The following is a 25,722-nucleotide window of genomic DNA, read 5'->3' on the forward strand; positions in this document are numbered from 1 at the left end:
GGGGATCAGATGTCCGCGTCAGCTTCGACTTCAGCCACATCGTCTGCCGCTACGCGGGACGATTGGGCCTTCACATCAGGCGCTGCAGTCAGCAGCTTCTCGCGAATCTGCCTTTCGAGGGTGGTGCCGATTTCCGGGTTGTCCGCCAGGAACTTCGCGGAGTTGGCTTTACCCTGACCGATCTTGCTGCCCTGGTAGCTGTACCAGGCACCGGATTTCTCCAGCAGACCATGCAATACACCGAGGTCGATGATCTCGCCGTTACGGTAAATGCCCTTGCCGTAGAGGATCTGGAACTCAGCCTGACGGAACGGCGGGGCCACCTTGTTCTTGACGACTTTGACACGGGTTTCGCTACCGACGACTTCGTCGCCTTCCTTGACCGCGCCCGTACGGCGGATGTCCAGACGGACCGACGCATAGAACTTCAATGCGTTACCACCGGTGGTGGTTTCCGGGCTACCGAACATTACGCCGATCTTCATACGGATCTGGTTGATGAAGATAACGAGGCAGTTGGCAGTCTTGATGTTACCGGTGATCTTACGCAACGCCTGGGACATCAGTCGGGCTTGCAGGCCGACGTGCATGTCGCCCATCTCGCCTTCGATTTCAGCTTTTGGTACCAGAGCGGCCACGGAGTCGACGACGATGACGTCGATGGCGTTCGAGCGCACCAGCATGTCGGTGATTTCGAGGGCCTGTTCGCCGGTGTCGGGCTGGGAGACCAGCAGGTCATCGACGTTGACGCCCAGCTTGCCGGCGTACTCTGGATCGAGCGCGTGCTCGGCGTCGACGAATGCGCAGGTGGCGCCCATTTTCTGGGCTTCTGCGATGACGGATAGAGTGAGGGTGGTTTTACCCGAAGATTCCGGGCCGTAGATTTCAACGATTCGGCCTTTTGGCAGGCCGCCGATACCCAGTGCGATATCGAGACCCAGCGAGCCGGTGGAGATAGCAGGAATAGCCTGGCGGTCATGGTCACCCATGCGCATTACGGCACCTTTGCCGAACTGACGCTCGATCTGACCCAAGGCCGCAGCCAAGGCTTTCTTCTTGTTGTCGTCCATTGAATCCTCTCGTAATAGGTTAGGCCTTGACGGCCGATATAACTGTATAAGTAGCCAGTATTATTCCACAGGGTCTGACGCGCGCCTACCCCTGATTTGGTATTTCTCCGCGAGAGAGCCGTACAAGCCCCTCTAGCGCGGCACTCACCGTTTGTCGGCGGACCGCATCACGGTCCCCTGCAAATAGAAAGCGCTCGGCGATCAGTCGTTCCGCAACGCCCCAGCAGACCCACACCGTGCCAACGGGTTTCTCCGTCGAGCCCCCATCCGGCCCGGCCACCCCGCTGACCGCTACCGAAAACTGCGCACCGCTTTTGGCCTGCGCGCCCTTGGCCATGGCTTCGACCACTTCGCGGCTGACAGCGCCGACCTGGGCGAACAACGCTTCCGGCACCGCCAGTTGACGGGTCTTCTGCGGGTTGGAGTAGGTGACATAGCCTGCCTCAAACCAGGCCGAACTTCCGGGGATACGGGTTATGGCTTCGGCGATGCCGCCTCCGGTGCAGGATTCGGCAGTGCTGACCTGCGCGCCTGCCGCCAGCAGTTGCTGACCCAGTGTTGCTGCCAGGTGAGTGATGTCGTCCAAAGGGGTTCTCCGTATTGATCGAGGCAAAGCAGACACGCTACACCAGCCGGGTTGATGTGCAACACAGGACGCGACCTGAATCCGGATCACGCCTGCCAGCCATCTATTTGCGCTCCGGTTTTTCGGGGCAGGGTTTCTTGACGGTTTCCACGATGGTTTCCCGTGGACGTCGCTTGGCTTCTTCCAGAGGAATGAAGCGGCCGTTGGTTGAATCTCGTCCTCGCTTGCGTTGCATAGCGCAATCCTTGTCGATAATGCCGCCTCCAATCGGGCGGTGCTCGACATCCTAGCCAGCTCGAAGCGTCTCGTGTCGGTTCAGAAACGCGCCGTGACGAATCAGCCGGACCTGCGGCCCGCGAGCGTGCGTGGTAACCTTGCCGCCATCGCAAAAGCAATCGGATATGACGTCGAGCCACGTAGGTGGAATCCCCGGCGCCACCCGAAACTTGCCTCAATCTCCTACAGAATTTGCCTAAATAACTGATGAATAAAGCAATTTCCGACCTCTCCTCGCACACTCCCATGATGCAGCAATACTGGCGGCTGAAAAATCAGCATCCCGACCAGTTGATGTTCTATCGCATGGGTGACTTCTACGAGATCTTCTACGAAGACGCCAAGAAGGCGGCCAAGCTGCTCGACATCACGTTGACCGCCCGCGGTCAGTCAGCGGGGCAAAGCATTCCCATGTGCGGCATCCCCTATCACGCAGCGGAAGGCTATCTGGCCAAGCTGGTGAAGCTCGGCGAGTCGGTGGTCATCTGCGAACAGATCGGCGATCCGGCGACCAGCAAAGGACCGGTTGATCGTCAGGTGGTGCGCATTATCACGCCGGGCACCGTCAGCGACGAAGCGTTGCTGGACGAGCGTCGGGACAACCTGATCGCGGCTGTTCTGGGTGACGAACGCCTGTTCGGGCTTGCCGTGCTGGACATCACCAGCGGCAATTTCACGGTGCTGGAAATCAAGGGCTGGGAAAACCTGCTGGCCGAGCTTGAGCGGATCAATCCGGTGGAGCTGCTGATTCCCGATGACTGGCCCCAGGGCCTGCCAGCGGAAAAACGCCGCGGTGCCCGTCGTCGAGCGCCGTGGGACTTCGAGCGCGATTCGGCGCACAAAAGTCTGTGCCAGCAGTTCTCCACTCAGGATCTGAAAGGCTTCGGCTGTGAGAACCTGACCCTGGCGATTGGCGCCGCAGGCTGCCTGCTGGCTTACGCCAAGGAAACCCAGCGTACGGCATTGCCGCACCTGCGCAGCCTGCGCCATGAGCGCCTCGACGACACGGTGATTCTGGACGGCGCCAGCCGCCGCAATCTGGAACTCGACACCAACCTGGCGGGCGGCCGTGACAACACGCTGCAGTCGGTGATGGATCGCTGCCAGACCGCCATGGCCACGCGTTTGCTGACCCGCTGGCTGAACCGGCCTTTGCGCGATCTGAAGATCCTTCAGGCCCGGCAGGAGTCGATTGGCTGCTTCCTTGAGCGCTACCGCTTCGAGAACCTGCAGCCGCAACTGAAAGAGATCGGCGACATTGAACGCATTCTCGCGCGTATCGGCCTGCGCAACGCCCGCCCGCGGGACCTGGCGCGGCTGCGTGATGCCCTAGGTGCACTGCCCGAATTGCAAATGGCGCTTGCGGAGCTTGAAGCGCCGCACATTCAGCAATTGGCGAAAACCGCGAGTACCTACCCGGAACTTGCCGACCTGCTGCAACGCGCGATCATCGACAACCCGCCTGCCGTGATTCGCGACGGCGGCGTACTGAAGACCGGTTACGACGCCGAGCTCGATGAATTGCTGTCCTTGAGCGAGAACGCCGGGCAGTTTCTCATCGATCTGGAAACTCGGGAGAAGGCGCGCACCGGGCTGGCCAATCTCAAGGTCGGTTACAACCGCGTGCACGGCTACTTCATCGAGCTGCCGAGCAAGCAGGCGGAACAGGCGCCGGCCGATTACATCCGCCGCCAGACGCTCAAGGGCGCCGAGCGTTTTATCACCCCGGAGCTCAAGGAATTCGAGGACAAGGCGTTGTCGGCCAAGAGCCGTGCGCTGGCTCGGGAAAAGATGCTCTATGAGACGCTGCTGGAGGACCTGATCAGCCACCTCGCGCCGCTGCAGGACACCGCTGCGGCGCTGGCCGAGCTGGATGTGCTGAGCAACCTGGCCGAGCGCGCGCTCAACCTGGACCTCAATCGTCCGCGCTTCACCGATGAGCCGTGCATGCGCATCGAGCAGGGTCGTCATCCGGTGGTGGAGCAGGTGTTGTCGTCGCCGTTCGTGGCCAACGACCTGGACCTGGACGACAACACGCGCATGCTGGTGATCACCGGTCCGAACATGGGCGGTAAATCCACCTACATGCGCCAGACCGCTTTGATCGTGCTGCTGGCGCATATCGGTAGCTTCGTGCCGGCGGCGAGCTGCGAACTCTCGCTGGTCGACCGTATCTTCACACGCATCGGTTCAAGTGATGACCTGGCCGGCGGACGCTCCACCTTCATGGTGGAGATGAGCGAGACGGCGAACATTCTGCACAACGCCACCGACAAAAGCCTGGTGCTGATGGATGAAGTCGGACGTGGCACCAGCACCTTCGACGGGCTTTCGCTGGCGTGGGCTGCGGCGGAATGCCTCGCCCAGCTTCGCGCGTACACGCTGTTCGCCACCCATTACTTCGAGCTGACCGTATTGCCGGAGAGCGAGCCGCTGGTGGCCAACGTGCATCTGAATGCCACCGAGCACAACGAGCGCATTGTCTTCCTGCACCGCGTGCTGCCGGGCCCGGCAAGCCAGAGTTATGGTCTTGCCGTGGCGCAACTGGCCGGCGTGCCGGCGCGCGTCATCACGCGGGCCAAGGAGCATCTGTTGCGCCTGGAGACCACAAGCCTGCCCCACGAGCAGCCCAGGGCCAAGCCGGGCAACCCCCCGCTGCCGATGCAAAGCGACATGTTTGCTAGCTTGCCGCACCCTGTGCTGGACGAGTTGTCGAACCTGAAGATTGACGACCTGACGCCGCGTCAGGCGCTTGAGTTGTTGTATTCGATGAAGACGCGCATCTAACGTGATTCGTAACAAGCTGTTAGAATCCCGCGCGGTTCGGGACGCTGTGAGCTTTTAGCCTGGCTTTACAGCGCACCTGGCCGCGTTTGAACGCAGCGAACCAAGGTCGGACATCGCCGCGCAGGACACCTTGCCTGCCGCGTTGCTCGAGAAGCTGAGTTTTACGGCCGGGGGACGTCCCGTACCTGGCAAGCCGGACTGAACGGCCTTGCTGCCGCCGCCTGAGGAGAGAACTAGAAATGACCTTCGTCGTCACCGACAACTGCATCAAGTGCAAGTACACCGACTGCGTAGAAGTCTGTCCGGTGGACTGCTTTTACGAAGGCCCGAACTTCCTGGTGATTCACCCGGACGAGTGCATCGACTGCGCCCTGTGCGAGCCTGAGTGCCCTGCGAATGCGATCTTCTCGGAAGACGAGATTCCGGCCGGCATGGAGAATTTCACTCAGCTGAACGCAGAGCTGGCCGACGTCTGGCCTAACATCACGGAACGCAAAGACGCGCTCCCGGATGCTGCGCAGTGGGATGGCAAGACCGGCAAGATCGCCGATCTGGAGCGCTAGATTCCCTGGCAGTGCAAAAGGCCCTTCGGGGCCTTTTTGCGTTAGGCCTCCACAAGGCCCCACTTTTCTGCAGACGAAAAAAGGGGCGGTATGACCCGCCCACATTTTTTCCATAATCCCTTCAATCCGTCTTCATCATCCTGATGAATCGCGTCCTGCGATGTCCTTGAGCAGTCGTCCTTGACCGCCTGTACCAATCCGTCGGTACAGGACTGATCTTAGTGATTTAAACGCTCAGGGCAAGGGCCGAGAGTTTTCAGAAAAATTCAGCCGCTGGCCGACGTTAGTTTGTAATTGTTAAATAAATCAATGGGATGACCATTGGCTTGCAACTGACGGAGACATGATCCGCCAAAGAAGAGACGATAACTCACATAACGCGTAAGAAACGGCTTACAGCCTGAGTAAGCATCACTTACCCGGTTGTGAAAATGAGCATTGGCCTATCAAGACGCTGTCATCCATCGTTCATCAAGAGCACATTCAACCGACATAAAAAAGCCCCGACTCGTCAGGGCTTTGGTATTGCTTGATGTAACTTCCACCGACTATCGACTATCGACTATCGACGCATTATTGAAAGAGTGACTCGCTGGATAAACCATTCTTCTCGAGAATCTCGCGAAGGCGCTTCAACCCTTCCACTTGAATCTGCCGCACACGCTCACGGGTGAGGCCGATTTCCAGCCCGACGTCTTCAAGGGTGCTGCTTTCATGCCCGCGTAGCCCGAAGCGACGGACGACAACTTCACGCTGTTTATCGGTCAGCTCGGAGAGCCACTGATCGATGCTCTGGGACAGATCATCGTCCTGAAGCAGCTCGCATGGATCGGTAGGACGATCGTCAGTCAGCGTGTCGAGCAGCGTCTTGTCCGAATCAGGACCCAGCGACACATCCACCGAAGACACGCGCTCATTAAGGCCCAGCATGCGCTTAACCTCACCGACCGGCTTCTCCAGCAGGTTGGCAATTTCTTCGGGAGAAGGTTCATGGTCCAGCTTCTGCGTCAGCTCCCGCGCGGCGCGCAGGTAGACGTTGAGCTCTTTGACCACATGGATCGGCAGACGGATCGTGCGCGTCTGATTCATGATCGCGCGTTCGATGGTCTGACGAATCCACCAGGTGGCGTAGGTCGAGAACCGGAATCCGCGCTCCGGATCGAATTTTTCGACCGCTCGAATGAGGCCCAGGTTGCCCTCCTCGATCAGGTCCAGCAATGACAGACCACGATTGACGTAGCGCCTGGCGATTTTCACGACCAGCCGCAGATTGCTCTCAATCATGCGTTTGCGCCCAGCCGGATCGCCGCTTTGCGACAATCGCGCAAAGTGAACTTCTTCTTCCGGGGAGAGCAGGGGGGAAAAGCCGATTTCATTGAGGTACAGCTGCGTAGCATCCAGTGCCCGAGTGTAGTCAATGTACTTATGCTGTTTGAGCGCTGCAGAGTTTTTGGGTTTCGCACGAACGGAAGGTGTAGCTGGCTTCTCATTCGTTGCAGAATCCAGGACGATTACGGGCTCCATGAGGAGGACCTCGTCGTCTATGTCAAACTCCGGCACTTCTTTGCTGAGAGCCATTGTTATAGTCCTTTGGTGAGTTCGACCTCAAGCCCCAGTGACGCCTTCTTCCATGGCAGCACTTGAGCCTGTCCCCTCTACGCAGGAACAGGCTGACAACCGATCAGCGACGTGGCAAGAATTCCAGTGGATCTACCGGTTTACCCTGGCGGCGAATCTCAAAATGCAGTTTCACCCGGTCAGTTCCCGTTGAGCCCATCTCGGCAATACTTTGCCCTGCCTTGACCTGTTGCCCCTCCCGAACCAAGAGCCTACGGTTATGTCCGTATGCACTGACGTAGGTATCGCTGTGTTTGATGATGACCAACTCGCCGTAGCCCCTTAATCCACTCCCGGCGTATACCACTGCCCCATCAGACGCGGCCAAAACAGGCTGTCCCAAATCACCAGCGATATCAATTCCTTTATTCAAACTACCGTTTGAAGAGAACTTGCTGATCAAAACGCCGCTTGTCGGCCATGTCCAGCCGCTTGGAGAACGGGCGCCGGTGACCACGGTTGTGTTGACCGGCGTGGTGGTCGAATTGCTTGTCGGCGGTGGCGTCGTCGCGGCGACAGCGCCTACCGGCCTTGAAATGACGGTGGTCTTCAGCGATCCGGAAGGCGATGACGAACTGCTTGTCGTGGTCTGCGGAACGCCCGCCGAGCCAGCGGCCACTGCCGTGGACGGCGAGTTGGCGCGCCCGTCAAAGCGGATCGTCTGACCGACATGAATAGTGAATGGCTCTGGAATGCTGTTGCGTGCGGCCAGCGCTTTCCAATCCCAGCCGTAACGGAATGCAATGGAAAACAGCGTGTCGCCGCGCTTCACAACGTACTGACCGGTGGTGACCGGCTGCCGCGTCGGCACCGTCGATTTGCCGTTACGGTCGACAACGCGCACGCCGCCTGATGGCGTGCTGGAGCAGCCGACCAGAAGGATACTCAGGGCAACTCCAATCACCAGACGCTGAAAACTTGTTGAAGAACTACGCTGCCGAATGACTGTGAGACTCACCCGCCACTCCCTTTACCGGTGACTGAAGAAGAAACTGCCCTGCGTCGTGAAAAGACCGGGCAGCCATGAAAAATATGGTGTGAGACGGCGCTGCGGCAGTTGACCGAAGCATCGTTGCAAAACGCCAGCCTGTAGACCGGCTGCGCCTTGTGGAATTCATTGCCGCCGCAAAATAGCGCTTACGCCAGCGGTCCGTTGAGCAACGGGACGAAACGAACGGCGCCCAGCACATGCCGGGAGAAGCCGTTTTCCTCGCGGATGATCAGCATCAGTTGCTGCACTTCGCCCGAACCCACTGGAATCACCAAGCGACCCCCAGGTGCGAGTTGGTCGAGCAACGCCTGAGGTACATCGGTGGCCACGGCGGTGACGATGATGCCGTTGTAAGGCGCGAGCGCCGGCCAGCCCTCCCAGCCATCGCCCCAACGAAACACCATGTTGCGCAGGTTCAGCTCGACGAGGCGTTCCTTGGCGCGATCCTGCAGCACCTTGATGCGCTCGACGGAGAACACCCGCTCCACCAGCTGCGCCAGCACGGCGGTCTGGTAACCCGAGCCGGTGCCGATCTCCAGCACCTTATCCAGCGGACCCGCCGCCAGCAGCAGCTCGCTCATGCGCGCCACCATGTAAGGCTGGGAAATCGTCTGGTTGTTGCCGATCGGCAGCGCGGTGTCTTCGTACGCGCGGTGCGCCAGGGCTTCATCGACGAACAGGTGACGAGGGGTCTTGCGAATGACGTCCAGCACCTGAGTGTTGGCGATGCCTTCTTCGCACAACCGTTGAATCAGACGCTCGCGGGTACGCTGGGAAGTCATCCCAACGCCTCGTCGTAACAGATCATCTTGCTCACGCGACATCAGGCCATTCCCTCCAGCCATGCGTTCAGGCTGTTGAAACCGTCCTGATAGGTACGATCCAGCTGCAACGGGGTAATCGACACATAACCCTGCATCACGGCGTGGAAATCGGTGCCCGGCCCGCCGTCTTCGGCATCTCCGGCGGCAGCAATCCAGTAACCGGCCTTGCCGCGCGGGTCGACTACGCGCACAGGCGCCGCCGCACGGGTGCGATGGCCAAGACGGGTCAGCTGGATACCGCGCACGTGTGCCAGCGGCAGGTTAGGGATATTCACATTCAATACGGTACGGGGTGGAAGGTCGAGGCGCTCGTGGGCTTCGACCAGAAGCCGGGCAAAGTGCGCGGCGGTTGCCAGGTTATCGACCTGACGTGACAAAAATGAAAAGGCAAATGACGGGCGCTGCAGAAAACGACCTTCCAGCGCCGCAGCGACGGTGCCTGAATAGAGCACATCGTCGCCCAGATTGGCGCTCAGGTTGATGCCCGACACGACCATGTCCGGCTCATCGGGCAACAGGCCGTTGAGTCCGAGGTGGACGCAATCGGTGGGCGTGCCGTTGAGGCTGATGAAGCCGTTGTCCAGAGTGTGCGGGTGCAACGGCCGGTCCAGCGTCAGCGAACTGCTCGCGCCGCTCTTGTCTTGATCGGGTGCAATCACCACGCAATCGGCGTACCCGGCCAGCGCGCCATGCAGCGCAGCAAGCCCGGGCGCCATGACCCCGTCATCATTTGAAATCAGAATACGCATGAGCTGTCCGTCTGCCCTGCCGGCGCGAGATCGACGAGTTCACGCACCAAAGCGGTGGCGAAGCATCCGGCCGGCAGGACGAATTCCAGTTGCAGAATGTCAGGCTCGGGATAATGCCACGTCAACCGCCCGATGGGCAGTCGCAGGATGCGCCGTTCGTGCTCCATTCCCGCTTTTATCAACCAGTTACAGAGCAACGCCTCGCGCGCGGCGATGCTGTTTTCAAGCTCGGCGGTAGCGCCTGAAGCCGGGGAATCGCCCTCGCCCCACTGCGGCCCGGTCGGGTGAAGATCGAGGATCGCCAGTCGCGGGTCGCTGCAGTCGGCTTCGCCTGCGGGGAAAAAACTGCGGCTGTCGGTGAACGCCAGCAGATCGCCCACTTGCGCTCGTTGCCAGCTGCCGTCGGCGACCCGTGCGGCCAAGACCTGATTGAACAGGTAACTGCGCGCCGTGGAGAGCAAGCGAGAGCGCACATTGCGCTGCTCGGGCAAGGCCTGACGCTCGGCGTAATGCCGGGCTTCACCCAGATTCCCGCCTTCATGGCCGAAACGCTGGGCGCCAAAATAGTTGGGAATGCCGTGTTGTTTGATCGACTCAAGACGTGCGTCGAGCCCGGCGTTGTCGGCCTGCAATTGCGTCAGACGCAGCGTGAAGCCATTGGCCGCGTGGGCGCCCCGTTGCAGCTTGCGCTTGTGGCGTTTGCTGTCGAGGATCTTGAGAGAATCGTTTTCAGCCACTGACATGTCCGGATCGGCCTTGCCCGGCAGCTGAATGCTGAACCACTGGCGGGTCAACGCCTGGCGATCCTTCAAACCGGCGTAGGCGACGGTTCGCAACGGCACGCCGGCCGCCTTGGCCAGACGCCGGGCTGCTTCCTCGGTGTTCAGGCCGCGTTTTTCGACCCACAGCCACAGGTGCTCGCCATCGCCGGAAAGCGGGATGTCGAGGACCTCATCAACCTGAAAGTCGTCGGCGGTAGCCTTCAGCACGGCAGTACCCAACGCGTCGCCGTAGGCTCTCGGGCCCAGAAGTTCGAGCTCGGTCATGCGCTGATCAACAACGCAACGGCGTGCACGGCGATGCCTTCTTCACGGCCAGTGAAGCCCAGCTTTTCAGTGGTGGTGGCCTTGACGTTGACCTGGTCGATGTCGACTTGCAGGTCTTCGGCAATCAAGGCACGCATGCTTTCGATGTGCGGGGCCATCTTAGGGGCCTGCGCAACGATGGTGGCGTCGACGTTGCCGACCTTCCAGCCCTTGCCATGCACTTGCTTGAGCACGTGACGAAGCAGAACCCGGCTGTCGGCGCCCTTGAATTGCGGATCGGTGTCCGGGAAATGCTTGCCGATATCGCCCAGCGCGGCAGCACCCAACAGGGCATCGCTCAGCGCATGCAGCACTACGTCGCCATCGGAATGCGCGAGCAAACCCGACGTGTGCGCAATCCGCACGCCGCCCAAGGTAATAAAATCGCCTTCAGCGAAACGGTGCACATCGTAGCCGTGGCCAATACGCATAAAAAAACGCCCTGAAAAAGTCAGGGCGTGATTCTACCTACTTTGACCGACATTAGGGTCGGCCCGCGCTCAATTGCCCGTGACGCTGCAATTGAAGCCGAGGCCGTCAGCCGGCCAAGGCTCGGGCGTGATGTCGCAAGTGGTCTTCGATGAAGGTGGCGATGAAGTAATAGCTGTGGTCGTACCCCGGCTGCATGCGCAATTCCAGAGGATGACCAGCCGCCTTCGCCGCCTGAACCAACGATTCCGGCTTGAGCTGATTGCCGAGGAAGTCGTCGCGATCACCTTGGTCCACCAACAATGGCAAGCGCTCGTTGGCGTCGGCGATCAGCACGCTGGCGTCCCATTCACGCCAGCGGGAACGGTCTTCGCCCAGGTAACGCGAAAAGGCTTTCTGCCCCCACGGGCAATCCATCGGGTTGCAGATGGGTGAGAACGCCGACACCGATTGGTAACGGCCCGGATTGCGCAGTGCGCCGACCAGCGCCCCATGCCCCCCCATGGAATGCCCGCTGATGCTGCGTTTGTCCGAGGCCGGGAAGTGCGCCTCGATCAACGCGGGCAGCTCGCTGATCACGTAATCGTACATGCGGTAGTGCCGCGCCCACGGTTGTTCGGTGGCGTTCAGATAAAAGCCGGCGCCCAGGCCGAAGTCGTAGGCGTTGTCGGGATCATCCGGCACGTCGGCGCCGCGCGGGCTGGTGTCCGGCGCCACGATGATCAGCCCCAGTTCCGCCGCCACGCTCAGCGCACCGGCCTTCTGCATGAAGTTTTCATCGGTGCACGTCAGTCCGGACAACCAATACACCACCGGCAGCTTGCCGCCCTGCTCCGCTTGCGGAGGCAGATACACCGCGAACACCATGTCGCAGCCGAGCACGTCGGAGTGATGTTTGTAACGCTTGTGCCAGCCGCCGAAGCTTTTCTGGCACGAGATGTTTTCCAGACTCATAGGGGATCTCCGAGCGGCAAGCTCCAAGCGTCTAGCGGCAAGAGGACATGACACGCACCTCTTGCCGCTTACAGCTTGTAGCTTGCCGCTGCTCCTTAGAAATGAATGACCGTACGAATGCTTTTGCCTTCATGCATCAGTTCGAAGGCTTCATTGATGCGGTCCAGGCCCATGGTGTGGGTGATGAAGGTGTCCAGCGGGATCTCGCCGGTCTGCGCTTTTTCGACATAGCTTGGCAGTTCGGTGCGGCCTTTGACGCCGCCGAAGGCCGAACCGCGCCAGACGCGGCCGGTGACCAGCTGGAACGGACGCGTGGAGATTTCCTGACCTGCGCCGGCGACGCCAATGATCACCGATTCGCCCCAGCCCTTGTGGCACGATTCCAGTGCCGCGCGCATCAGGTTGACGTTGCCTACGCACTCGAAGCTGTAATCAACGCCGCCGTCGGTCATTTCGACAATCACTTCCTGAATTGGCTTGTCGTGGTCTTTCGGATTGACGAACTCGGTCGCACCCAATTCACGCGCTACGTCGAATTTGGACGGGTTGATGTCGACCGCGATGATGCGCGACGCCTTGGCCATTTTTGCGCCAATGATCGCCGCCAGGCCAATACCGCCCAGACCGAAGACGGCAACGGTGGCGCCCTCCTCGACCTTGGCTGTGTTCAGGACCGCGCCGATCCCGGTGGTCACGCCACAACCCAGCAGGCAGACCTTCTCCAGCGGCGCTTCCTTGGGGATCTTCGCCAGGGAGATTTCAGGGACCACGGTGTATTCGGAGAACGTCGAGCAGCCCATGTAGTGGTAGATCGGCTGGCCGTTGTAGCTGAAGCGGGTGGTGCCGTCGGGCATCAAGCCTTTGCCTTGGGTGGCGCGGACTTTCTGGCAGAGGTTGGTCTTGCCGGATTTGCAGAATTTGCACTCGCGGCATTCGGCGGTGTAAAGCGGAATGACGTGGTCGCCCACGGCGAGTGAGGTCACGCCTTCGCCGATGGCCTCAACCACGCCGCCACCTTCGTGTCCGAGGATGCACGGGAAGACGCCTTCGGAATCAGCCCCGGACAGGGTGTAGGCATCGGTGTGGCAAACGCCGGATGCGACGGTACGAATCAACACTTCACCGGCTTTGGGCGCCTCAACGTCCACTTCGACGATCTGCAGTGGTTCATTGGGCGCGAAGGCAACGGCAGCACGTGACTTGATCATCATGATCTCCAGCTATATAAAAACGAGCCCGGAGTGTAATGCAGTGCTCGATGATTAATAATCAGCCTGAAAGCAAAACATTAATGCTGTGCAGGGACAATCGATGCAGGTTAATCGCTGGGAAGGTCTGGACGAGTTCGTCGCCGTCGCCGAGTGCGGGCAGTTCACCGCAGCGGCAGAGCGCCTGGGGGTGTCGTCGTCGCACATCAGTCGCCAGATCGCACGGCTGGAAGAGCGCTTGCAGACACGCTTGCTCTATCGCAGCACCCGGAAGGTCGCGCTGACCGAAGCGGGTCAGACGTTTCTGCATCACTGTCAGCGCTTGCAGGACGGGCGCGAGGAGGCGCTGCGCGCGGTGACCGATCTGACCAGCGAGCCGAAGGGGCTGCTGCGGATGACCTGCGCCGTGGCGTACGGCGAGCGGTTCATCGCCCCGCTGGTGACACGTTTCATGGAGGAGTACCCGCAACTGCGCGTGGACATCGAGCTGACCAACAACACGCTGGACCTCGTGCACGAAGGTCTGGACCTGGCGATACGTCTGGGTCGTTTGCAGGAATCAAGACTGGTAGCCGCTCGACTGGCGCCGCGCAAAATGTACCTGTGTGCCTCACCCGCCTATCTCGAACGATACGGCCGGCCCCACAGCGTCTCGGAACTGGCCCGACACAACTGCCTGATCGGCAGCTCGGACAGTTGGTTGTTGCAACAAAACGGGCGGGAATTTTCCCAGCGGGTGCAAGGCAACTGGCGCTGCAACAGTGGGCAGGCAGTGCTGGATGCGGCGTTGCGCGGGGTCGGGCTGTGTCAGCTCCCGGATTACTACGTGCTGGAGCATCTCAAGCGCGGTGCGCTGGTGTCGTTACTGGATGCCCATCAGCCGCCGAACACCGCGGTCTGGGCGCTGTACCCGCAGCAGCGGCATCTGTCGCCGAAGGTGAGAAAGCTGGTCGATTATTTGAAGGCGGGATTGGCGTCGCGGGATGAGTACAGTAATCATGCCGATTCTTTGTAGGAGCGCGCTTGCCCGCGAATGCAGAGTGTCAGGCTAAAACGATGGTGCAGACATATCGCGTTCGCGGGCAAGCGCGCTCCTACAAAAGCAAAAGCAAAAGCAAAAGCAGCGAACGTACCCGCCTTCATTGCAAACAGATCAGCCGTTGAATTCCACGCGCCGCTGGCGCAGCCACTCGAGGTCTTCCGGGCGGGTGACCTTGATGTTGTCCGCGCGCCCTTCAATCAGACGCGGCGATTGCCCGGCCCACTCGATGGCCGAGGCTTCATCGGTGATCGCCACATTCGACACCAGACTGTCCGCCAGCGCGCGGTGCAATGCGCCCAGCCGAAACATCTGCGGCGTATAGGCCTGCCAGATAAGGCTGCGATCCACGGTTTCGGTCACGCGGCCATTGGCATCGGCGCGCTTGAGGGTGTCCTTCGCCGGTACCGCCAGCAAGCCGCCGACCGGATCATCCGCCAGCTCGCTGAGTAAGGTGTCGAGGTCCGAGCGCGCCAGATTCGGGCGCGCCGCGTCGTGCACCAGCACCCAGTCATTGTCATCGGCGCCGTTGGCGTGCAGGTGCAGCAGCGCATTGAGCACCGAGTCCGCACGCTCTTTGCCGCCCGCGACCTGCTGAATACGGGAATCCAGCGCGCAAGGCAACGTAGGCCAATAAGGGTCATCCACAGCCAGGCTGACCACCAGGCCCTTGAGCCGGGGGTGATCGAGAAAGCAAAGCAGGCTGTGTTCAAGAATCGTGAGGCCGCCCAGTTGCAGGTACTGCTTGGGACGGTCTGCCGCCATGCGCGCGCCAACGCCCGCTGCGGGAATCACTGCCCAGAAGGCAGGAAGGGATTGAGTCATTACACCAACGTCACTGTGCCAACTGATAAAGGGTTTCGCCGTCCTTGACCATGCCCAATTCATGACGGGCACGCTCTTCAACGGTTTCGAGGCCTTTTTTCAGCTCCAGCACTTCCGCGTCGAGGACCCGGTTGCGCTCCAGCAGAGCATCGTTTTCGGCGTGTTGATCGGCGATTTGCTGAGTCAGACTGGCCACCTGCGCGAGACTGCCATTACCTACCCATAGGCGATACTGCAAGCCAGCGAGCATCAAAAGCAGAACGAGGAACAACCAGTTAGGACTGCGCATTGTGAATATCTGTTACCCGGCGAATAAAGACAGCAAACCCGACCATTTCAAATGCCCATAAGCCCGGTGGTCACCGGGCTCATGGATCAGGACGGCAAGAGAGGTCACGCTTCAGTGACTTCTCCTACAACGCCTGCTGCCTTTTTACCATCTTTGCGATCAGCCGCGAAACTCGCCGCGACCACGGTACACCGCTTTGGCGCCCAGTTGCTCTTCGATACGCAGCAGCTGGTTGTACTTGGCGATGCGGTCGGAACGGCTCAACGAACCGGTCTTGATCTGGCCGGCCGCAGTGCCCACGGCCAGGTCGGCAATGGTGGAGTCTTCGGTTTCACCGGAACGGTGCGAAATAACGGCGGTGTAACCCGCGGCCTTGGCCATCTGGATGGCTTCCAGCGTTTCGGTGAGCGTGCCGATCTGGTTGAACTTGATCAGGATCGAGTTACCGATCTTCTTGTCGATGCCTTCTTTCAGGATCTTGGTGTTGGTTACGAACAGGTCGTCGCCTACCAGCTGGATCTTGTCGCCGATCTTGTCTGTCAGGACTTTCCAGCCATCCCAGTCCGACTCGTCCAGACCGTCTTCGATGGAGATGATCGGGTGCTTGCTGACCAGGTCAGCCAGGTAGTCGGCGAAACCGGCAGAGTCGTACTCGCCTTCTTCGCTCAGCACGTATTTGCCGTTCTTGTAGAACTCGCTCGCTGCGCAGTCCAGCGCCAGGGTCACGTCGGTGCCCAGCTTGTAGCCAGCGTTGGCAACGGCTTCGGCGATGGCGTCCAGTGCGTCGGCGTTGGAGTTCAGGTTCGGCGCGAAGCCGCCTTCGTCACCCACGGCAGTGTTCAGGCCGCGCGCTTTCAACACCGCTTTGAGGTGGTGGAAAATCTCGGTGCCCCAGCGCAGGCCTTCGGAGAAGGTCTTGGCGCCCACCGGCTGAATCATGAATTCCTGGATGTCGATGTTGTTATCAGCGTGCTCGCCACCGTTGATGATGTTCATCATCGGGACCGGCATCGAGTAAACACCCGGCGTGCCGTTCAGGTTGGCGATGTGCGCGTACAACGGCAGGTCCTGATCCTGAGCGGCGGCTTTTGCCGCAGCCAGCGACACAGCAAGGATCGCGTTGGCGCCCAGACTGCCTTTGTTCTCGGTGCCGTCCAGCTGAATCATCGCGTGATCCAGGGCTTTCTGGTCAACCGGGTCCTTGCCCAGCAGCAGGTCGCGGATCGGGCCATTGATGTTGGCCACGGCTTTCAGAACGCCCTTGCCCATGTAACGGCTCTTGTCGCCATCACGCAGCTCGAGCGCTTCACGCGAGCCGGTGGAAGCACCGGACGGCGCGCAAGCGCTGCCGATGATGCCGTTGTCGAGGAGCACGTCTGCTTCCACGGTGGGATTGCCACGGGAGTCGAGAACTTCACGACCTTTGATGTCGACGATTTTTGCCATTGTTGTTAACACTCCAAGATTGACGAAAACGACGCAGCTGGGAAAACGATTCGGCGCCTCAAGGCTCTAGGACAACGGGCAGGCCCTGAAACGACAATTTTCCCGACCCTCTGGTCGGGAAAACAACGAACGGCACTCTACCGGAGGGCTCGGCGCCGGAGAAGCGGGTTTTAAGCCGTTTCGATCGTCGGGAAGCTTTTAACGAGTTCGTCGAGCGCCTTGAGCTGGGCCAGAAACGGCTCCAGCTTGTCCAGGCGCAGGGCGCAGGGTCCGTCGCATTTGGCGTTGTCCGGATCCGGATGGGCTTCCAGGAACAGACCGGCCAGGCCCTGACTCATCCCGGCCTTGGCCAGATCGGTCACCTGGGCGCGACGGCCACCGGCGGAATCGGAGCGACCGCCCGGCATCTGCAAGGCGTGGGTCACGTCGAAGAACACCGGGTATTCGAACGATTTCATGATGCCGAAACCGAGCATGTCGACGACCAGGTTGTTGTAGCCGAAGCTCGAACCACGCTCGCACAGGATCAACTGATCGTTGCCCGCTTCCACGCACTTGGCGAGGATATGTTTCATCTCGTGAGGCGCGAGGAACTGGGCTTTCTTGATGTTGATCACGGCGCCGGTCTTGGCCATGGCCACGACCAGGTCGGTCTGACGGGACAGGAAGGCCGGCAACTGAATGATGTCGCAGACCTCTGCCACCGCAGCGGCCTGCTCAGGCTCGTGCACGTCGGTGATGATCGGCACGCCGAAAGCTTGCTTGATGTCCTGGAAGATCCGCATGCCTTCTTCGAGGCCCGGGCCGCGATAGGAGGTCACGGACGAACGGTTGGCCTTGTCGAAGCTGGCCTTGAACACGTAGGGGATGCCGAGCTTCTCGGTCACTCGCACGTATTCTTCACAGACCTGCATCGCCATGTCGCGCGACTCAAGGACGTTCATGCCGCCGAACAGAACCATAGGCTTGTCGTTGGCGATGTCGATCGAGCCGACGCGGATGATTTTCTGTGCCATGTGATGAATTCCCTATCAGCCGTTTTTCTGGTGTTGAACAAGCGCTGCCTTGACGAAACCACTGAACAACGGGTGGCCATCGCGAGGCGTAGAGGTGAATTCCGGGTGGAACTGGCAGGCCACGAACCATGGATGGTCAGCGGACTCGACCACTTCAACCAGCGCGCCATCACCGGAACGACCGGAGATTTTCAGGCCGGCTTCGACCAGTTGCGGCAGCAGCTTGTTGTTCACTTCATAACGGTGACGATGGCGCTCGACGATGACGTCGTTGGCGTAGCAATCGTGCACCAGAGAGCCCGGCTCAAGCAGGCATTCCTGGGCGCCCAGACGCATCGTGCCGCCGAGGTCCGAGGTTTCGGTACGGGTTTCGACAGCACCGGTGGCGTCTTCCCATTCGGTGATCAGACCAACGACAGGGTGCTGGCTGGCGCGGTCGAACTCGGTGGAGTTGGCGTCTTTCCAGCCCAGCACGTTACGTGCGAACTCGATGACCGCCACCTGCATGCCCAGGCAGATGCCCAGGTACGGAACCTTGTTTTCGCGAGCGAACTGCACCGCCGTGATCTTGCCCTCGACGCCGCGCAGACCGAAGCCACCCGGGACGAGAATCGCGTCGACGCCTTCGAGCAGGCCGGTACCCTGATTCTCGATGTCTTCGGAATCGATGTAGCGCAGGTTAACCTTGGTGCGGTTGCTGATGCCGGCGTGACTCATCGCTTCGATCAACGACTTGTAGGCATCCAGCAGCTCCATGTACTTGCCGACCATCGCGATGGTGACTTCGTGCTCCGGGTTGAGCTTGGCGTCGACAACCTTTTCCCACTCGGACAGGTCGGCGCTGCCGCACTGGAGGCCGAAGCGCTCGACGACGAAATCGTCAAGGCCCTGGGAATGCAGGATGCCCGGGATCTTGTAGATGGTGTCGGCGTCTTCGAGGGCGATGACCGCACGCTCTTCAACGTTGGTGAACTGCGCGATCTTGCGGCGCGACGAGATGTCGATCGGGTGGTCGGAACGGCAGACCAGTACGTCTGGCTGCAGGCCGATCGAACGGAGTTCCTTCACCGAATGCTGAGTCGGCTTGGTCTTGGTCTCGCCAGCGGTGGCGATGTACGGAACCAGTGTCAGGTGCATGAGCATGGCGCGCTTGGCGCCCACTTCGAAACGCAACTGACGGATCGCTTCGAGGAACGGTTGCGATTCGATGTCGCCCACGGTGCCGCCGATTTCGACCATGGCGACGTCAGCATCGCCGGCGCCCTTGATGATGCGACGCTTGATTTCGTCGGTGATGTGCGGGATCACCTGGATGGTCGCGCCCAGATAATCACCACGGCGCTCTTTGCGCAGGACGTGTTCGTACACACGGCCGGTGGTGAAGTTGTTGTTCTGGGTCATGGTGGTGCGAATGAAACGCTCGTAGTGACCCAGGTCCAGGTCAGTCTCGGCGCCGTCGTGGGTGACGAACACCTCACCGTGCTGGAACGGGCTCATGGTGCCTGGGTCGACGTTGATGTAGGGGTCCAGCTTGAGCATGGTGACCTTAAGTCCCCTCGCCTCCAGGATGGCCGCCAATGAAGCCGAGGCGATGCCTTTCCCCAATGAAGAAACAACACCGCCCGTGACGAAGATGTAGCGCGTCATGAAAAACCCTAGAAGTCTGCGTTAAAGCGGTCAGAGCCGCCGGGGAAAGCGAAGGAAGGCCGAAGCCCCCGACAACCTGCGTGTTTCACTGTGCATTTTCGAATCTGTCGCGCCCAAGTCAGCGACCGACCTTGAAAAGGTCTGTCCGTGGCTCGCCACATTTTTGAGAATCGCCCAGTAAAGACTGGCTGGTAATCGGCAACTTGCATCGTTCCGGAAGGATCGACATAAGCTGTATCAAGAAGGGAGCGTAGTCTACCGGAAACGCCCTTTCAGCTCAAACTTTGGTCGTTCGTCGGTGGTAACCAGTGCAATCGCCAGTCGCCACGGGGGCTGGCGTCCAATCCCGGAAGGTTTGCCACGGCCAATAACTGCTCGCCGCGGTACAACAGCGGCAATCGGCCGCGCAGAAACACCGGCACGCCCTTCTCGTTGAGCAGCCGTTTCAAGTCGCGCCGGCCTCGATCCGGCACATCAAAGGTTTCGCCACCCTGGCGGTAATGCACGTGCAGACCACCCGCAGGCGCAGCGCCGAGAATCTGCAGCATGCCGTTGCCCGGCAGCGTAAGGGGTTGCGAGGCCAGGGACCAGTGTTGCGAGCCGGCGACGTTTTTCAGCCAGATCCCCGACAGCCACCAGATGCGCCCCTCGGCACGGTGCATCTGACCATCGGCCAGTCGCCAGATGGGCCGACCGTCCGGCCCGGCATCGCGCAACGAATCCCAGCCTGCCCAGTGATCGGTATCGGGCAATCGAGTGAGCGGCGCCAGCCAGTGCCGCAGTGCATTGCGTTGCCGGGCGGGTGACAACGCTTCGAGCGGCGCGAGTTCAAGGGAGGGCATGTCCAGCCAGGGCCAGGGGCACGGCGTATCGGCGAGGGCAAGGTCCTGCACCGCCAGTTCGTCCAGCAACTGCTGGGCTTCGGCCAGATGCGCGGCGCTGCGGGCCATGCTCGCGATCGCTTGTGGCCAGCGGGTCGTCACCAGCGGCAGTACATGGCTGCGCAGGTAGTTGCGCGAAAAGCGGCTGTCTTTGTTGCTCGGGTCCTCGATCCAGCTCAAACCCTGTTCCCGGGCATAGGCCTCGAGGGTTGCGCGGGATTCGTCCAGCAGCGGCCGAAACAGATGCCCCGCCCCAAGCGGCCGCTGCGCCGGCATGGCGGCCAGCCCGCGCACCCCGGCGCCGCGCAGCAGTCGGAACAGCAGCGTTTCAGCCTGATCGTCACGGTGCTGGGCGGTGAGCAGCACTTCGCCAGCCCCAAGGGTTGAATTGAAAGCCGTGTAGCGAGCGTCACGTGCGGCTTGTTCGAGGCTCGCGCCGGGGCGCACCTGGACGTCGATAACCTGCATCGGCACGCCCAGAATCTGACACATCTGCCGGCAATGCACCGGCCACGACGCAGCCACAGCCTGAAGACCATGATTGACGTGAACAGCGGTCAGAGGAGGAAGCGCGTGAACCCTGGCCAGTTCGGCCAGCAGGTGAAGCAGGACAGTGGAATCGAGTCCACCGGAGAATGCGACGCGCCAGGCGGCTGCAGCGCGCCAGGGTTCGAGGCGCGACAGCAGACGTCTGGAGAGTGCGAGTTTGATGCTGTCCGGTTTGCTCATGCTGGTTAACCCTGCTTAAAGCTCGCCGGACCGGGCGACGTCACCGGGTTCGGTGACGCTCCTCTTGCAAAACGGTCCGGTTAAAGGCCGTAGCTCATCAGGCGGTCGTAACGACGGGTCAACAGCGCGTCGTTATCGAACTTCTGGAGCATGCTCAGTTGGCTGCTCAGCTCTTCGCGGATCAACGCAGCGGCAGCGGCTGGATCACGGTGCGCGCCACCCAATGGCTCGTTGATCACCTTGTCAACGATCCCCAAGCCTTTCAAGCGCTCGGCAGTGATGCCCATCGCTTCGGCTGCATCCGGCGCTTTTTCCGCGGTTTTCCACAGGATGGAAGCACAGCCTTCCGGCGAGATCACCGCGTAGGTCGAGTACTGCAGCATGTTCAGTTGATCGCACACGCCAATGGCGAGTGCGCCGCCCGAACCGCCTTCGCCAATCACGGTGGCAATGATCGGGGTCTTCAGGCGCGCCATGACGCGCAGGTTCCAGGCGATGGCTTCGCTCTGGTTACGCTCTTCGGCGTCGATGCCTGGGTAAGCGCCCGGCGTGTCGATGAAGGTCAGGATCGGCATCTTGAATCGCTCGGCCATTTCCATCAGGCGGCAGGCCTTGCGGTAGCCTTCAGGTCGCGGCATGCCGAAGTTACGGCGAACCTTCTCGCGCACTTCGCGGCCTTTCTGATGACCGATCACCATCACCGGCTGGTCGTCCAGGCGGGCAATACCGCCGACGATGGCGGCGTCGTCGGAGAAGTGGCGATCGCCATGCAGCTCGTCGAACTCGGTAAAGATGTGTTGAATGTAGTCCAGCGTGTACGGACGACGCGGATGACGCGCCATGCGCGCGATCTGCCAACTGGTCAGGTTGCCGAAAATGCTTTCGGTGAGCGTATTGCTCTTCTCTTGCAGTCGAGAGATTTCGTCGCCGATGTTCAGCGAGTTGTCATTGCCTACCAGACGCAGCTCTTCAATCTTGGCTTGCAGGTCAGCAATCGGCTGTTCGAAATCCAGAAAATTCGGGTTCATAGGCATCCGTCTTGGGTCGACGGCCAAGAGGCCGGCCGGTTGATCCGATAAGCGCCATACCTTAATGGAGCGGGCGCCTTTCGGTCGAGTTTAAAGTGTCGAGTCATCAATATTGGGCTGATCGGTGTCAGCGATACTGCAGGAAGACGTTCTCTCGTCCGAACTGGTCACGCAGCGCCTGAATCAGGCTGTCTGCGGGATCGATCCGCCACGCTTCGCCGAACTGCAGCAGTGCCTTGGCTTCATGCCCGGTGTAGTCGAGGGTGATCGGGCACCCGCCGCGGTGCTTCTTGCACAGTTCGCCCAGCCAGCGCAGCCGGTCGCCCTTGAGCGCTTCGGCACGCACGTTCAGGCGCAGACTCTCTGCCAGCCCGGTGCGCGCTTCTTCCAGGCTCATCACCCGTTTGGCGCGCAACCGCAGGCCGCCGGAGAAATCGTCGGTACTGACCTCCCCTTCCACCACCACCATGGCGTCGGTTTGCAGCAGCGACTGAGCCGCCTGGAACGAATCGGCAAACAGCGACGCTTCGATACGCCCCGAACGGTCGTCCAGCGTGATAAAGCCCATCTTGTCGCCTTTTTTGTTCTTCATCACCCGCAGCGCGATGATCAGACCGGCAATGGTCTGGGTCTCCCGCGAGGGTTTGAGATCAACGATACGTTGGCGGGCGAACCGGCGGATTTCGCCTTCGTACTCATCGATCGGGTGCCCGGTCAGGTACAGGCCCAGGGTTTCTTTCTCGCCACGCAGCCGCTCCTTGAGAGTGACCTCCTTGGCGCTGCGATGGTTCGCGTAAACGTCGGCGTCGGCTTCGACGAACAGGCCGCCGAAGAGATCGGCGTGGCCGCTGTCGTGACTGCGCGCGGTCTGCTCGGCCGCCTGAATGGCTTCTTCGAGCGCCGCCAGCAAGACGCCGCGGTTGCGGTCGATGTTGGCTTGATACTGTTTCGGCTCGTCATAGAAAAACGGCCCCAGACGGTCCAGCGCACCGCTGCGAATCAGGCCGTCGAGCGTGCGCTTGTTAACGCGCTTGAGGTCGATGCGGGCGCAGAAGTCGAACAGGTCGGCGAACGGACCTTCCTGACGCGCTTCGGTGATCGCCTCCACCGGGCCTTCGCCGACGCCCTTGATCGCGCCGAGGCCATAGACGATACGGCCGTCGTCGTTCACGGTGAACTTGAACTCGGAGTTGTTCACGTCCGGCGCATCAAGGCGCAGCTTCATGATCCGCACTTCTTCGATCAAGGTCACGACCTTGTCGGTGTTGTGCATGTCCGCTGAAAGCACTGCCGCCATGAACGGTGCAGGGTAGTGACGCTTGAGCCAGGCGGTCTGGTACGACACCAGCCCGTAGGCCGCCGAGTGCGACTTGTTGAAACCGTAACCGGCGAACTTCTCCACCAGATCGAAAATGTTACCGGCCAGGTCCGGGTCGATGTTGTTGGTCTTGCAGCCCTCGATGAAACCACCGCGCTGCTTGGCCATTTCCTCGGGCTTCTTCTTGCCCATTGCACGACGCAGCATGTCAGCGCCGCCGAGGGTGTAGCCGGCCATGACCTGGGCAATCTGCATCACCTGTTCCTGATACAGGATGATGCCGTACGTCGGCGCAAGCACCGGCTTGAGGCCTTCGTACTGGTAATCGACGTGAGGGTACGAGAGCTCCGCACGGCCGTGCTTGCGGTTGATGAAGTCGTCGACCATGCCCGATTGCAAAGGACCGGGACGGAACAGCGCCACCAGTGCGATCAAGTCTTCCAGGCAGTCAGGCTTGAGCTTTTTGATCAGCTCTTTCATGCCGCGGGATTCAAGCTGGAAGACGGCCGTGGTTTCGGCGCGCTGCAGCAGCTCGTAGGTCGGCATGTCGTCCAGCGGGATGAACGCGATGTCGAGGGGCTCTTCATCGACCTTGGCGCGTTCGCGGTTAATCGTCTTCAGTGCCCAGTCGATGATGGTCAGGGTGCGCAGACCCAGGAAGTCGAACTTCACCAGACCGGCCGACTCGACGTCGTCCTTGTCGAACTGGGTGACCAGACCGCCGCCCTCTTCATCGCAGTAGATCGCCGAGAAGTCCGTCAGCTTGGTCGGCGCGATGACCACGCCGCCGGCGTGCTTGCCGACGTTACGCACAACGCCTTCGAGCTTGCGCGCCATTTCCCAGATTTCTGCGGCTTCCTCATCCACCTTTAGGAAGTCGCGCAGGATCTCTTCCTGCTCGTAGGCTTTTTCCAGGGTCATGCCGACTTCGAAGGGGATCATCTTCGACAGACGATCGGCCAATCCGTAGGACTTGCCCTGCACCCGCGCCACGTCCCGGACTACCGCCTTCGCAGCCATGGAACCGAAGGTGATGATCTGGCTGACCGCGTTGCGGCCGTATTTCTCGGCCACGTACTCGATGACCCGATCACGACCGTCCATGCAGAAGTCGACGTCGAAGTCGGGCATGGAGACCCGCTCGGGGTTGAGGAAGCGTTCGAACAGCAGGTCATATTCCAGCGGGTCGAGGTCGGTGATCTTCTGCACGTAGGCCACCAGCGAACCGGCGCCCGAACCCCGGCCCGGACCGACCGGCACGCCGTTGCTCTTGGCCCACTGAATGAAGTCCATAACGATCAGGAAGTAACCGGGGAAGCCCATCTGGATGATGATATCCAGCTCGAAATTCAGGCGGTCGACGTAGACCTGTCGCTTGGCCTCGTAGTCCGGCGTTGTCTCCTTCGGCCAGAGCACCGCGAGACGTTCTTCCAGGCCCTCGAAGGACACCTTGCGGAAATATTCATCGATGGTCATGCCATCGGGGATCGGGAAGTTGGGCAAAAAGTGCTTGCCCAGCTGGACATCGATGTTGCAGCGCTTGGCGATCTCGACGGTATTGGCGAGGGCGTCCGGCAGATCGCTGAACAGGTCGGCCATCTCCTCCGCGCTCTTCAGGTACTGCTGATCGCTGTAGTTGTGCGAACGGCGCGGATCGTCCAGCGCCCTGCCTTCGCCGATGCACACGCGGGTTTCGTGGGCTTCGAAATCTTCCTGCTTGATGAAGCGCACGTCGTTGCTCGCAACCAGCGGCACGCCATGGCGCTCGGCCAGGGCGACGGCGGCGTGCACGTGTTCTTCGTCATTGATGCGGTTGGTGCGCTGGACTTCAATGTAGAAGCGGTCCGGGAAAACCGTTAACCACTCCTTCAGCAAATCATCGGCTTCGGCCGGGTTGCCGCCGAGCAGGGCCATGCCGATCTCGCCTTCTTTGGCCGCAGACAGGGCGATCAGCCCTTCGCTGGCCTCGGCCACCCACTCGCGCTCGATCACCACCAGGCCATTGCGCTGGCCATGCATGAAGCCACGGGAAATCAGTTCGGTCAGGTTGAGGTAGCCTTTGGGGTTCATCACCAGCAGGCTCAAACGGCTGAGCGGTGCATCGCGGTCGCGCCCGGCCAGCCAGATGTCGGCGCCGCAGATCGGCTTGATGCCCGCACCCATGGCCGCTTTGTAGAACTTGACCAGCGAACACATGTTGTTCTGGTCGGTCACCGCCACGGCCGGCATGTTCATGCCGGCGAGCGCCTTGACCAACGGTTTTACACGGACCAGACCATCAACGAGGGAGTATTCGGTGTGCAGGCGTAGATGAACGAAAGAAGCCGGCATGGTTGATCCTATGTTGCACAAAAAACGAAGGCCG

Annotated in this window: 22 protein-coding genes; 3 read left to right on the forward strand and 19 right to left on the reverse strand. The window is 60.6% G+C overall.

The window, feature by feature from the left end:
* Positions 1–5 precede the first annotated feature (5 nt).
* From recA to L4G42_RS26015, 3 genes are all read right to left on the reverse strand, one after another.
* Entirely contained in the window at positions 6–1,070 is a 1,065-nt protein-coding gene (gene recA, locus L4G42_RS02400; protein ID WP_065989790.1) for a recombinase RecA, read from the reverse strand.
* An 85-nt stretch (positions 1,071–1,155) separates the two neighbouring features.
* A complete protein-coding gene (locus L4G42_RS02405) occupies positions 1,156–1,656 on the reverse strand; it encodes a CinA family protein (protein WP_237253767.1) in 501 nt (166 codons plus the stop codon).
* 103 nt (positions 1,657–1,759) lie between these two features.
* Complete coding sequence (locus L4G42_RS26015) at positions 1,760–1,891, reverse strand: hypothetical protein (RefSeq protein ID WP_265386899.1); 132 nt, start codon at positions 1,889–1,891, stop codon at positions 1,760–1,762.
* 260 nt (positions 1,892–2,151) lie between these two features.
* On the opposite strand from L4G42_RS26015, the gene mutS reads away from it, so the two are divergent.
* Positions 2,152–4,719, forward strand: a complete 2,568-nt coding sequence (gene mutS / locus L4G42_RS02410) for a DNA mismatch repair protein MutS (protein ID WP_237259196.1) — start codon at positions 2,152–2,154, stop codon at positions 4,717–4,719.
* Between the two features lie 239 nt (positions 4,720–4,958).
* Positions 4,959–5,282, forward strand: a complete 324-nt coding sequence (gene fdxA / locus L4G42_RS02415; RefSeq protein ID WP_237251097.1) for a ferredoxin FdxA — start codon at positions 4,959–4,961, stop codon at positions 5,280–5,282.
* Between the two features lie 573 nt (positions 5,283–5,855).
* Here the strand turns inward: fdxA and rpoS are convergent.
* From rpoS to L4G42_RS02455, 8 genes are all read right to left on the reverse strand, one after another.
* Positions 5,856–6,860 (reverse strand): RNA polymerase sigma factor RpoS, encoded by a 1,005-nt coding sequence (gene rpoS / locus L4G42_RS02420; protein WP_237251098.1) that lies wholly within the window; start codon positions 6,858–6,860, stop codon positions 5,856–5,858.
* Positions 6,861–6,963: 103 nt separating this feature from the next.
* Positions 6,964–7,857, reverse strand: coding sequence for a peptidoglycan DD-metalloendopeptidase family protein (locus tag L4G42_RS02425; RefSeq protein WP_237251099.1), 894 nt, complete (start codon positions 7,855–7,857; stop codon positions 6,964–6,966).
* A gap of 179 nt (positions 7,858–8,036) precedes the next feature.
* A complete protein-coding gene (locus L4G42_RS02430) occupies positions 8,037–8,672 on the reverse strand; it encodes a protein-L-isoaspartate(D-aspartate) O-methyltransferase (RefSeq protein ID WP_172610991.1) in 636 nt (211 codons plus the stop codon).
* Between the two features lie 41 nt (positions 8,673–8,713).
* The gene (surE, locus tag L4G42_RS02435; protein WP_237251100.1) at positions 8,714–9,463 is read right to left on the reverse strand and encodes a 5'/3'-nucleotidase SurE; all 750 of its coding nucleotides are present in this window, start codon (positions 9,461–9,463) and stop codon (positions 8,714–8,716) included.
* Positions 9,451–10,509, reverse strand: coding sequence for a tRNA pseudouridine(13) synthase TruD (gene truD, locus L4G42_RS02440; RefSeq protein WP_237251101.1), 1,059 nt, complete (start codon positions 10,507–10,509; stop codon positions 9,451–9,453). Before truD ends, surE begins: the two co-directional genes overlap by 13 nt.
* Positions 10,506–10,979 (reverse strand): 2-C-methyl-D-erythritol 2,4-cyclodiphosphate synthase, encoded by a 474-nt coding sequence (gene ispF, locus L4G42_RS02445; RefSeq protein WP_237251102.1) that lies wholly within the window; start codon positions 10,977–10,979, stop codon positions 10,506–10,508. The genes truD and ispF overlap by 4 nt, the downstream gene beginning before the upstream one ends.
* A 106-nt stretch (positions 10,980–11,085) precedes the next feature.
* Entirely contained in the window at positions 11,086–11,931 is an 846-nt protein-coding gene (fghA, locus tag L4G42_RS02450; protein ID WP_237251103.1) for an S-formylglutathione hydrolase, read from the reverse strand.
* Positions 11,932–12,026: 95 nt separating this feature from the next.
* Positions 12,027–13,139 (reverse strand): S-(hydroxymethyl)glutathione dehydrogenase/class III alcohol dehydrogenase, encoded by a 1,113-nt coding sequence (locus tag L4G42_RS02455; protein ID WP_237251104.1) that lies wholly within the window; start codon positions 13,137–13,139, stop codon positions 12,027–12,029.
* Positions 13,140–13,242: 103 nt separating this feature from the next.
* On the opposite strand from L4G42_RS02455, the gene L4G42_RS02460 reads away from it, so the two are divergent.
* Positions 13,243–14,154, forward strand: a complete 912-nt coding sequence (locus tag L4G42_RS02460) for a LysR substrate-binding domain-containing protein (RefSeq protein WP_237259158.1) — start codon at positions 13,243–13,245, stop codon at positions 14,152–14,154.
* A 138-nt stretch (positions 14,155–14,292) separates the two neighbouring features.
* Here L4G42_RS02460 and ispD read toward each other — a convergent pair whose 3' ends face one another.
* The 8 genes from ispD to dnaE form a co-directional block, all read right to left on the reverse strand.
* The gene (gene ispD / locus L4G42_RS02465; RefSeq protein ID WP_237251106.1) at positions 14,293–15,003 is read right to left on the reverse strand and encodes a 2-C-methyl-D-erythritol 4-phosphate cytidylyltransferase; all 711 of its coding nucleotides are present in this window, start codon (positions 15,001–15,003) and stop codon (positions 14,293–14,295) included.
* A gap of 10 nt (positions 15,004–15,013) precedes the next feature.
* Positions 15,014–15,292, reverse strand: coding sequence for a cell division protein FtsB (ftsB, locus tag L4G42_RS02470; protein WP_037014212.1), 279 nt, complete (start codon positions 15,290–15,292; stop codon positions 15,014–15,016).
* Between the two features lie 159 nt (positions 15,293–15,451).
* A complete protein-coding gene (gene eno, locus L4G42_RS02475) occupies positions 15,452–16,738 on the reverse strand; it encodes a phosphopyruvate hydratase (RefSeq protein ID WP_237260483.1) in 1,287 nt (428 codons plus the stop codon).
* 170 nt (positions 16,739–16,908) lie between these two features.
* Positions 16,909–17,754: a 3-deoxy-8-phosphooctulonate synthase gene (gene kdsA, locus L4G42_RS02480; RefSeq protein ID WP_122622970.1), complete on the reverse strand. Its 846-nt coding sequence runs from the start codon at positions 17,752–17,754 to the stop codon at positions 16,909–16,911.
* 15 nt (positions 17,755–17,769) lie between these two features.
* Positions 17,770–19,401 carry a CTP synthase gene (locus L4G42_RS02485; RefSeq protein WP_237251108.1) on the reverse strand — a complete coding sequence of 544 codons (1,632 nt, stop codon included), beginning with the start codon at positions 19,399–19,401 and terminating at the stop codon, positions 17,770–17,772.
* A 272-nt stretch (positions 19,402–19,673) separates the two neighbouring features.
* A complete protein-coding gene (tilS, locus tag L4G42_RS02490; RefSeq protein WP_237251109.1) occupies positions 19,674–21,011 on the reverse strand; it encodes a tRNA lysidine(34) synthetase TilS in 1,338 nt (445 codons plus the stop codon).
* A gap of 80 nt (positions 21,012–21,091) precedes the next feature.
* Positions 21,092–22,039 carry an acetyl-CoA carboxylase carboxyltransferase subunit alpha gene (locus tag L4G42_RS02495; protein WP_237251110.1) on the reverse strand — a complete coding sequence of 316 codons (948 nt, stop codon included), beginning with the start codon at positions 22,037–22,039 and terminating at the stop codon, positions 21,092–21,094.
* A gap of 127 nt (positions 22,040–22,166) precedes the next feature.
* Positions 22,167–25,688, reverse strand: coding sequence for a DNA polymerase III subunit alpha (gene dnaE, locus L4G42_RS02500; protein ID WP_237259161.1), 3,522 nt, complete (start codon positions 25,686–25,688; stop codon positions 22,167–22,169).
* Between the last annotated feature and the right edge of the window lie 34 nt (positions 25,689–25,722).

Source organism: Pseudomonas petrae (genome assembly GCF_021728295.1).
Taxonomy (GTDB): Bacteria; Pseudomonadota; Gammaproteobacteria; order Pseudomonadales; family Pseudomonadaceae; genus Aquipseudomonas; species Aquipseudomonas petrae.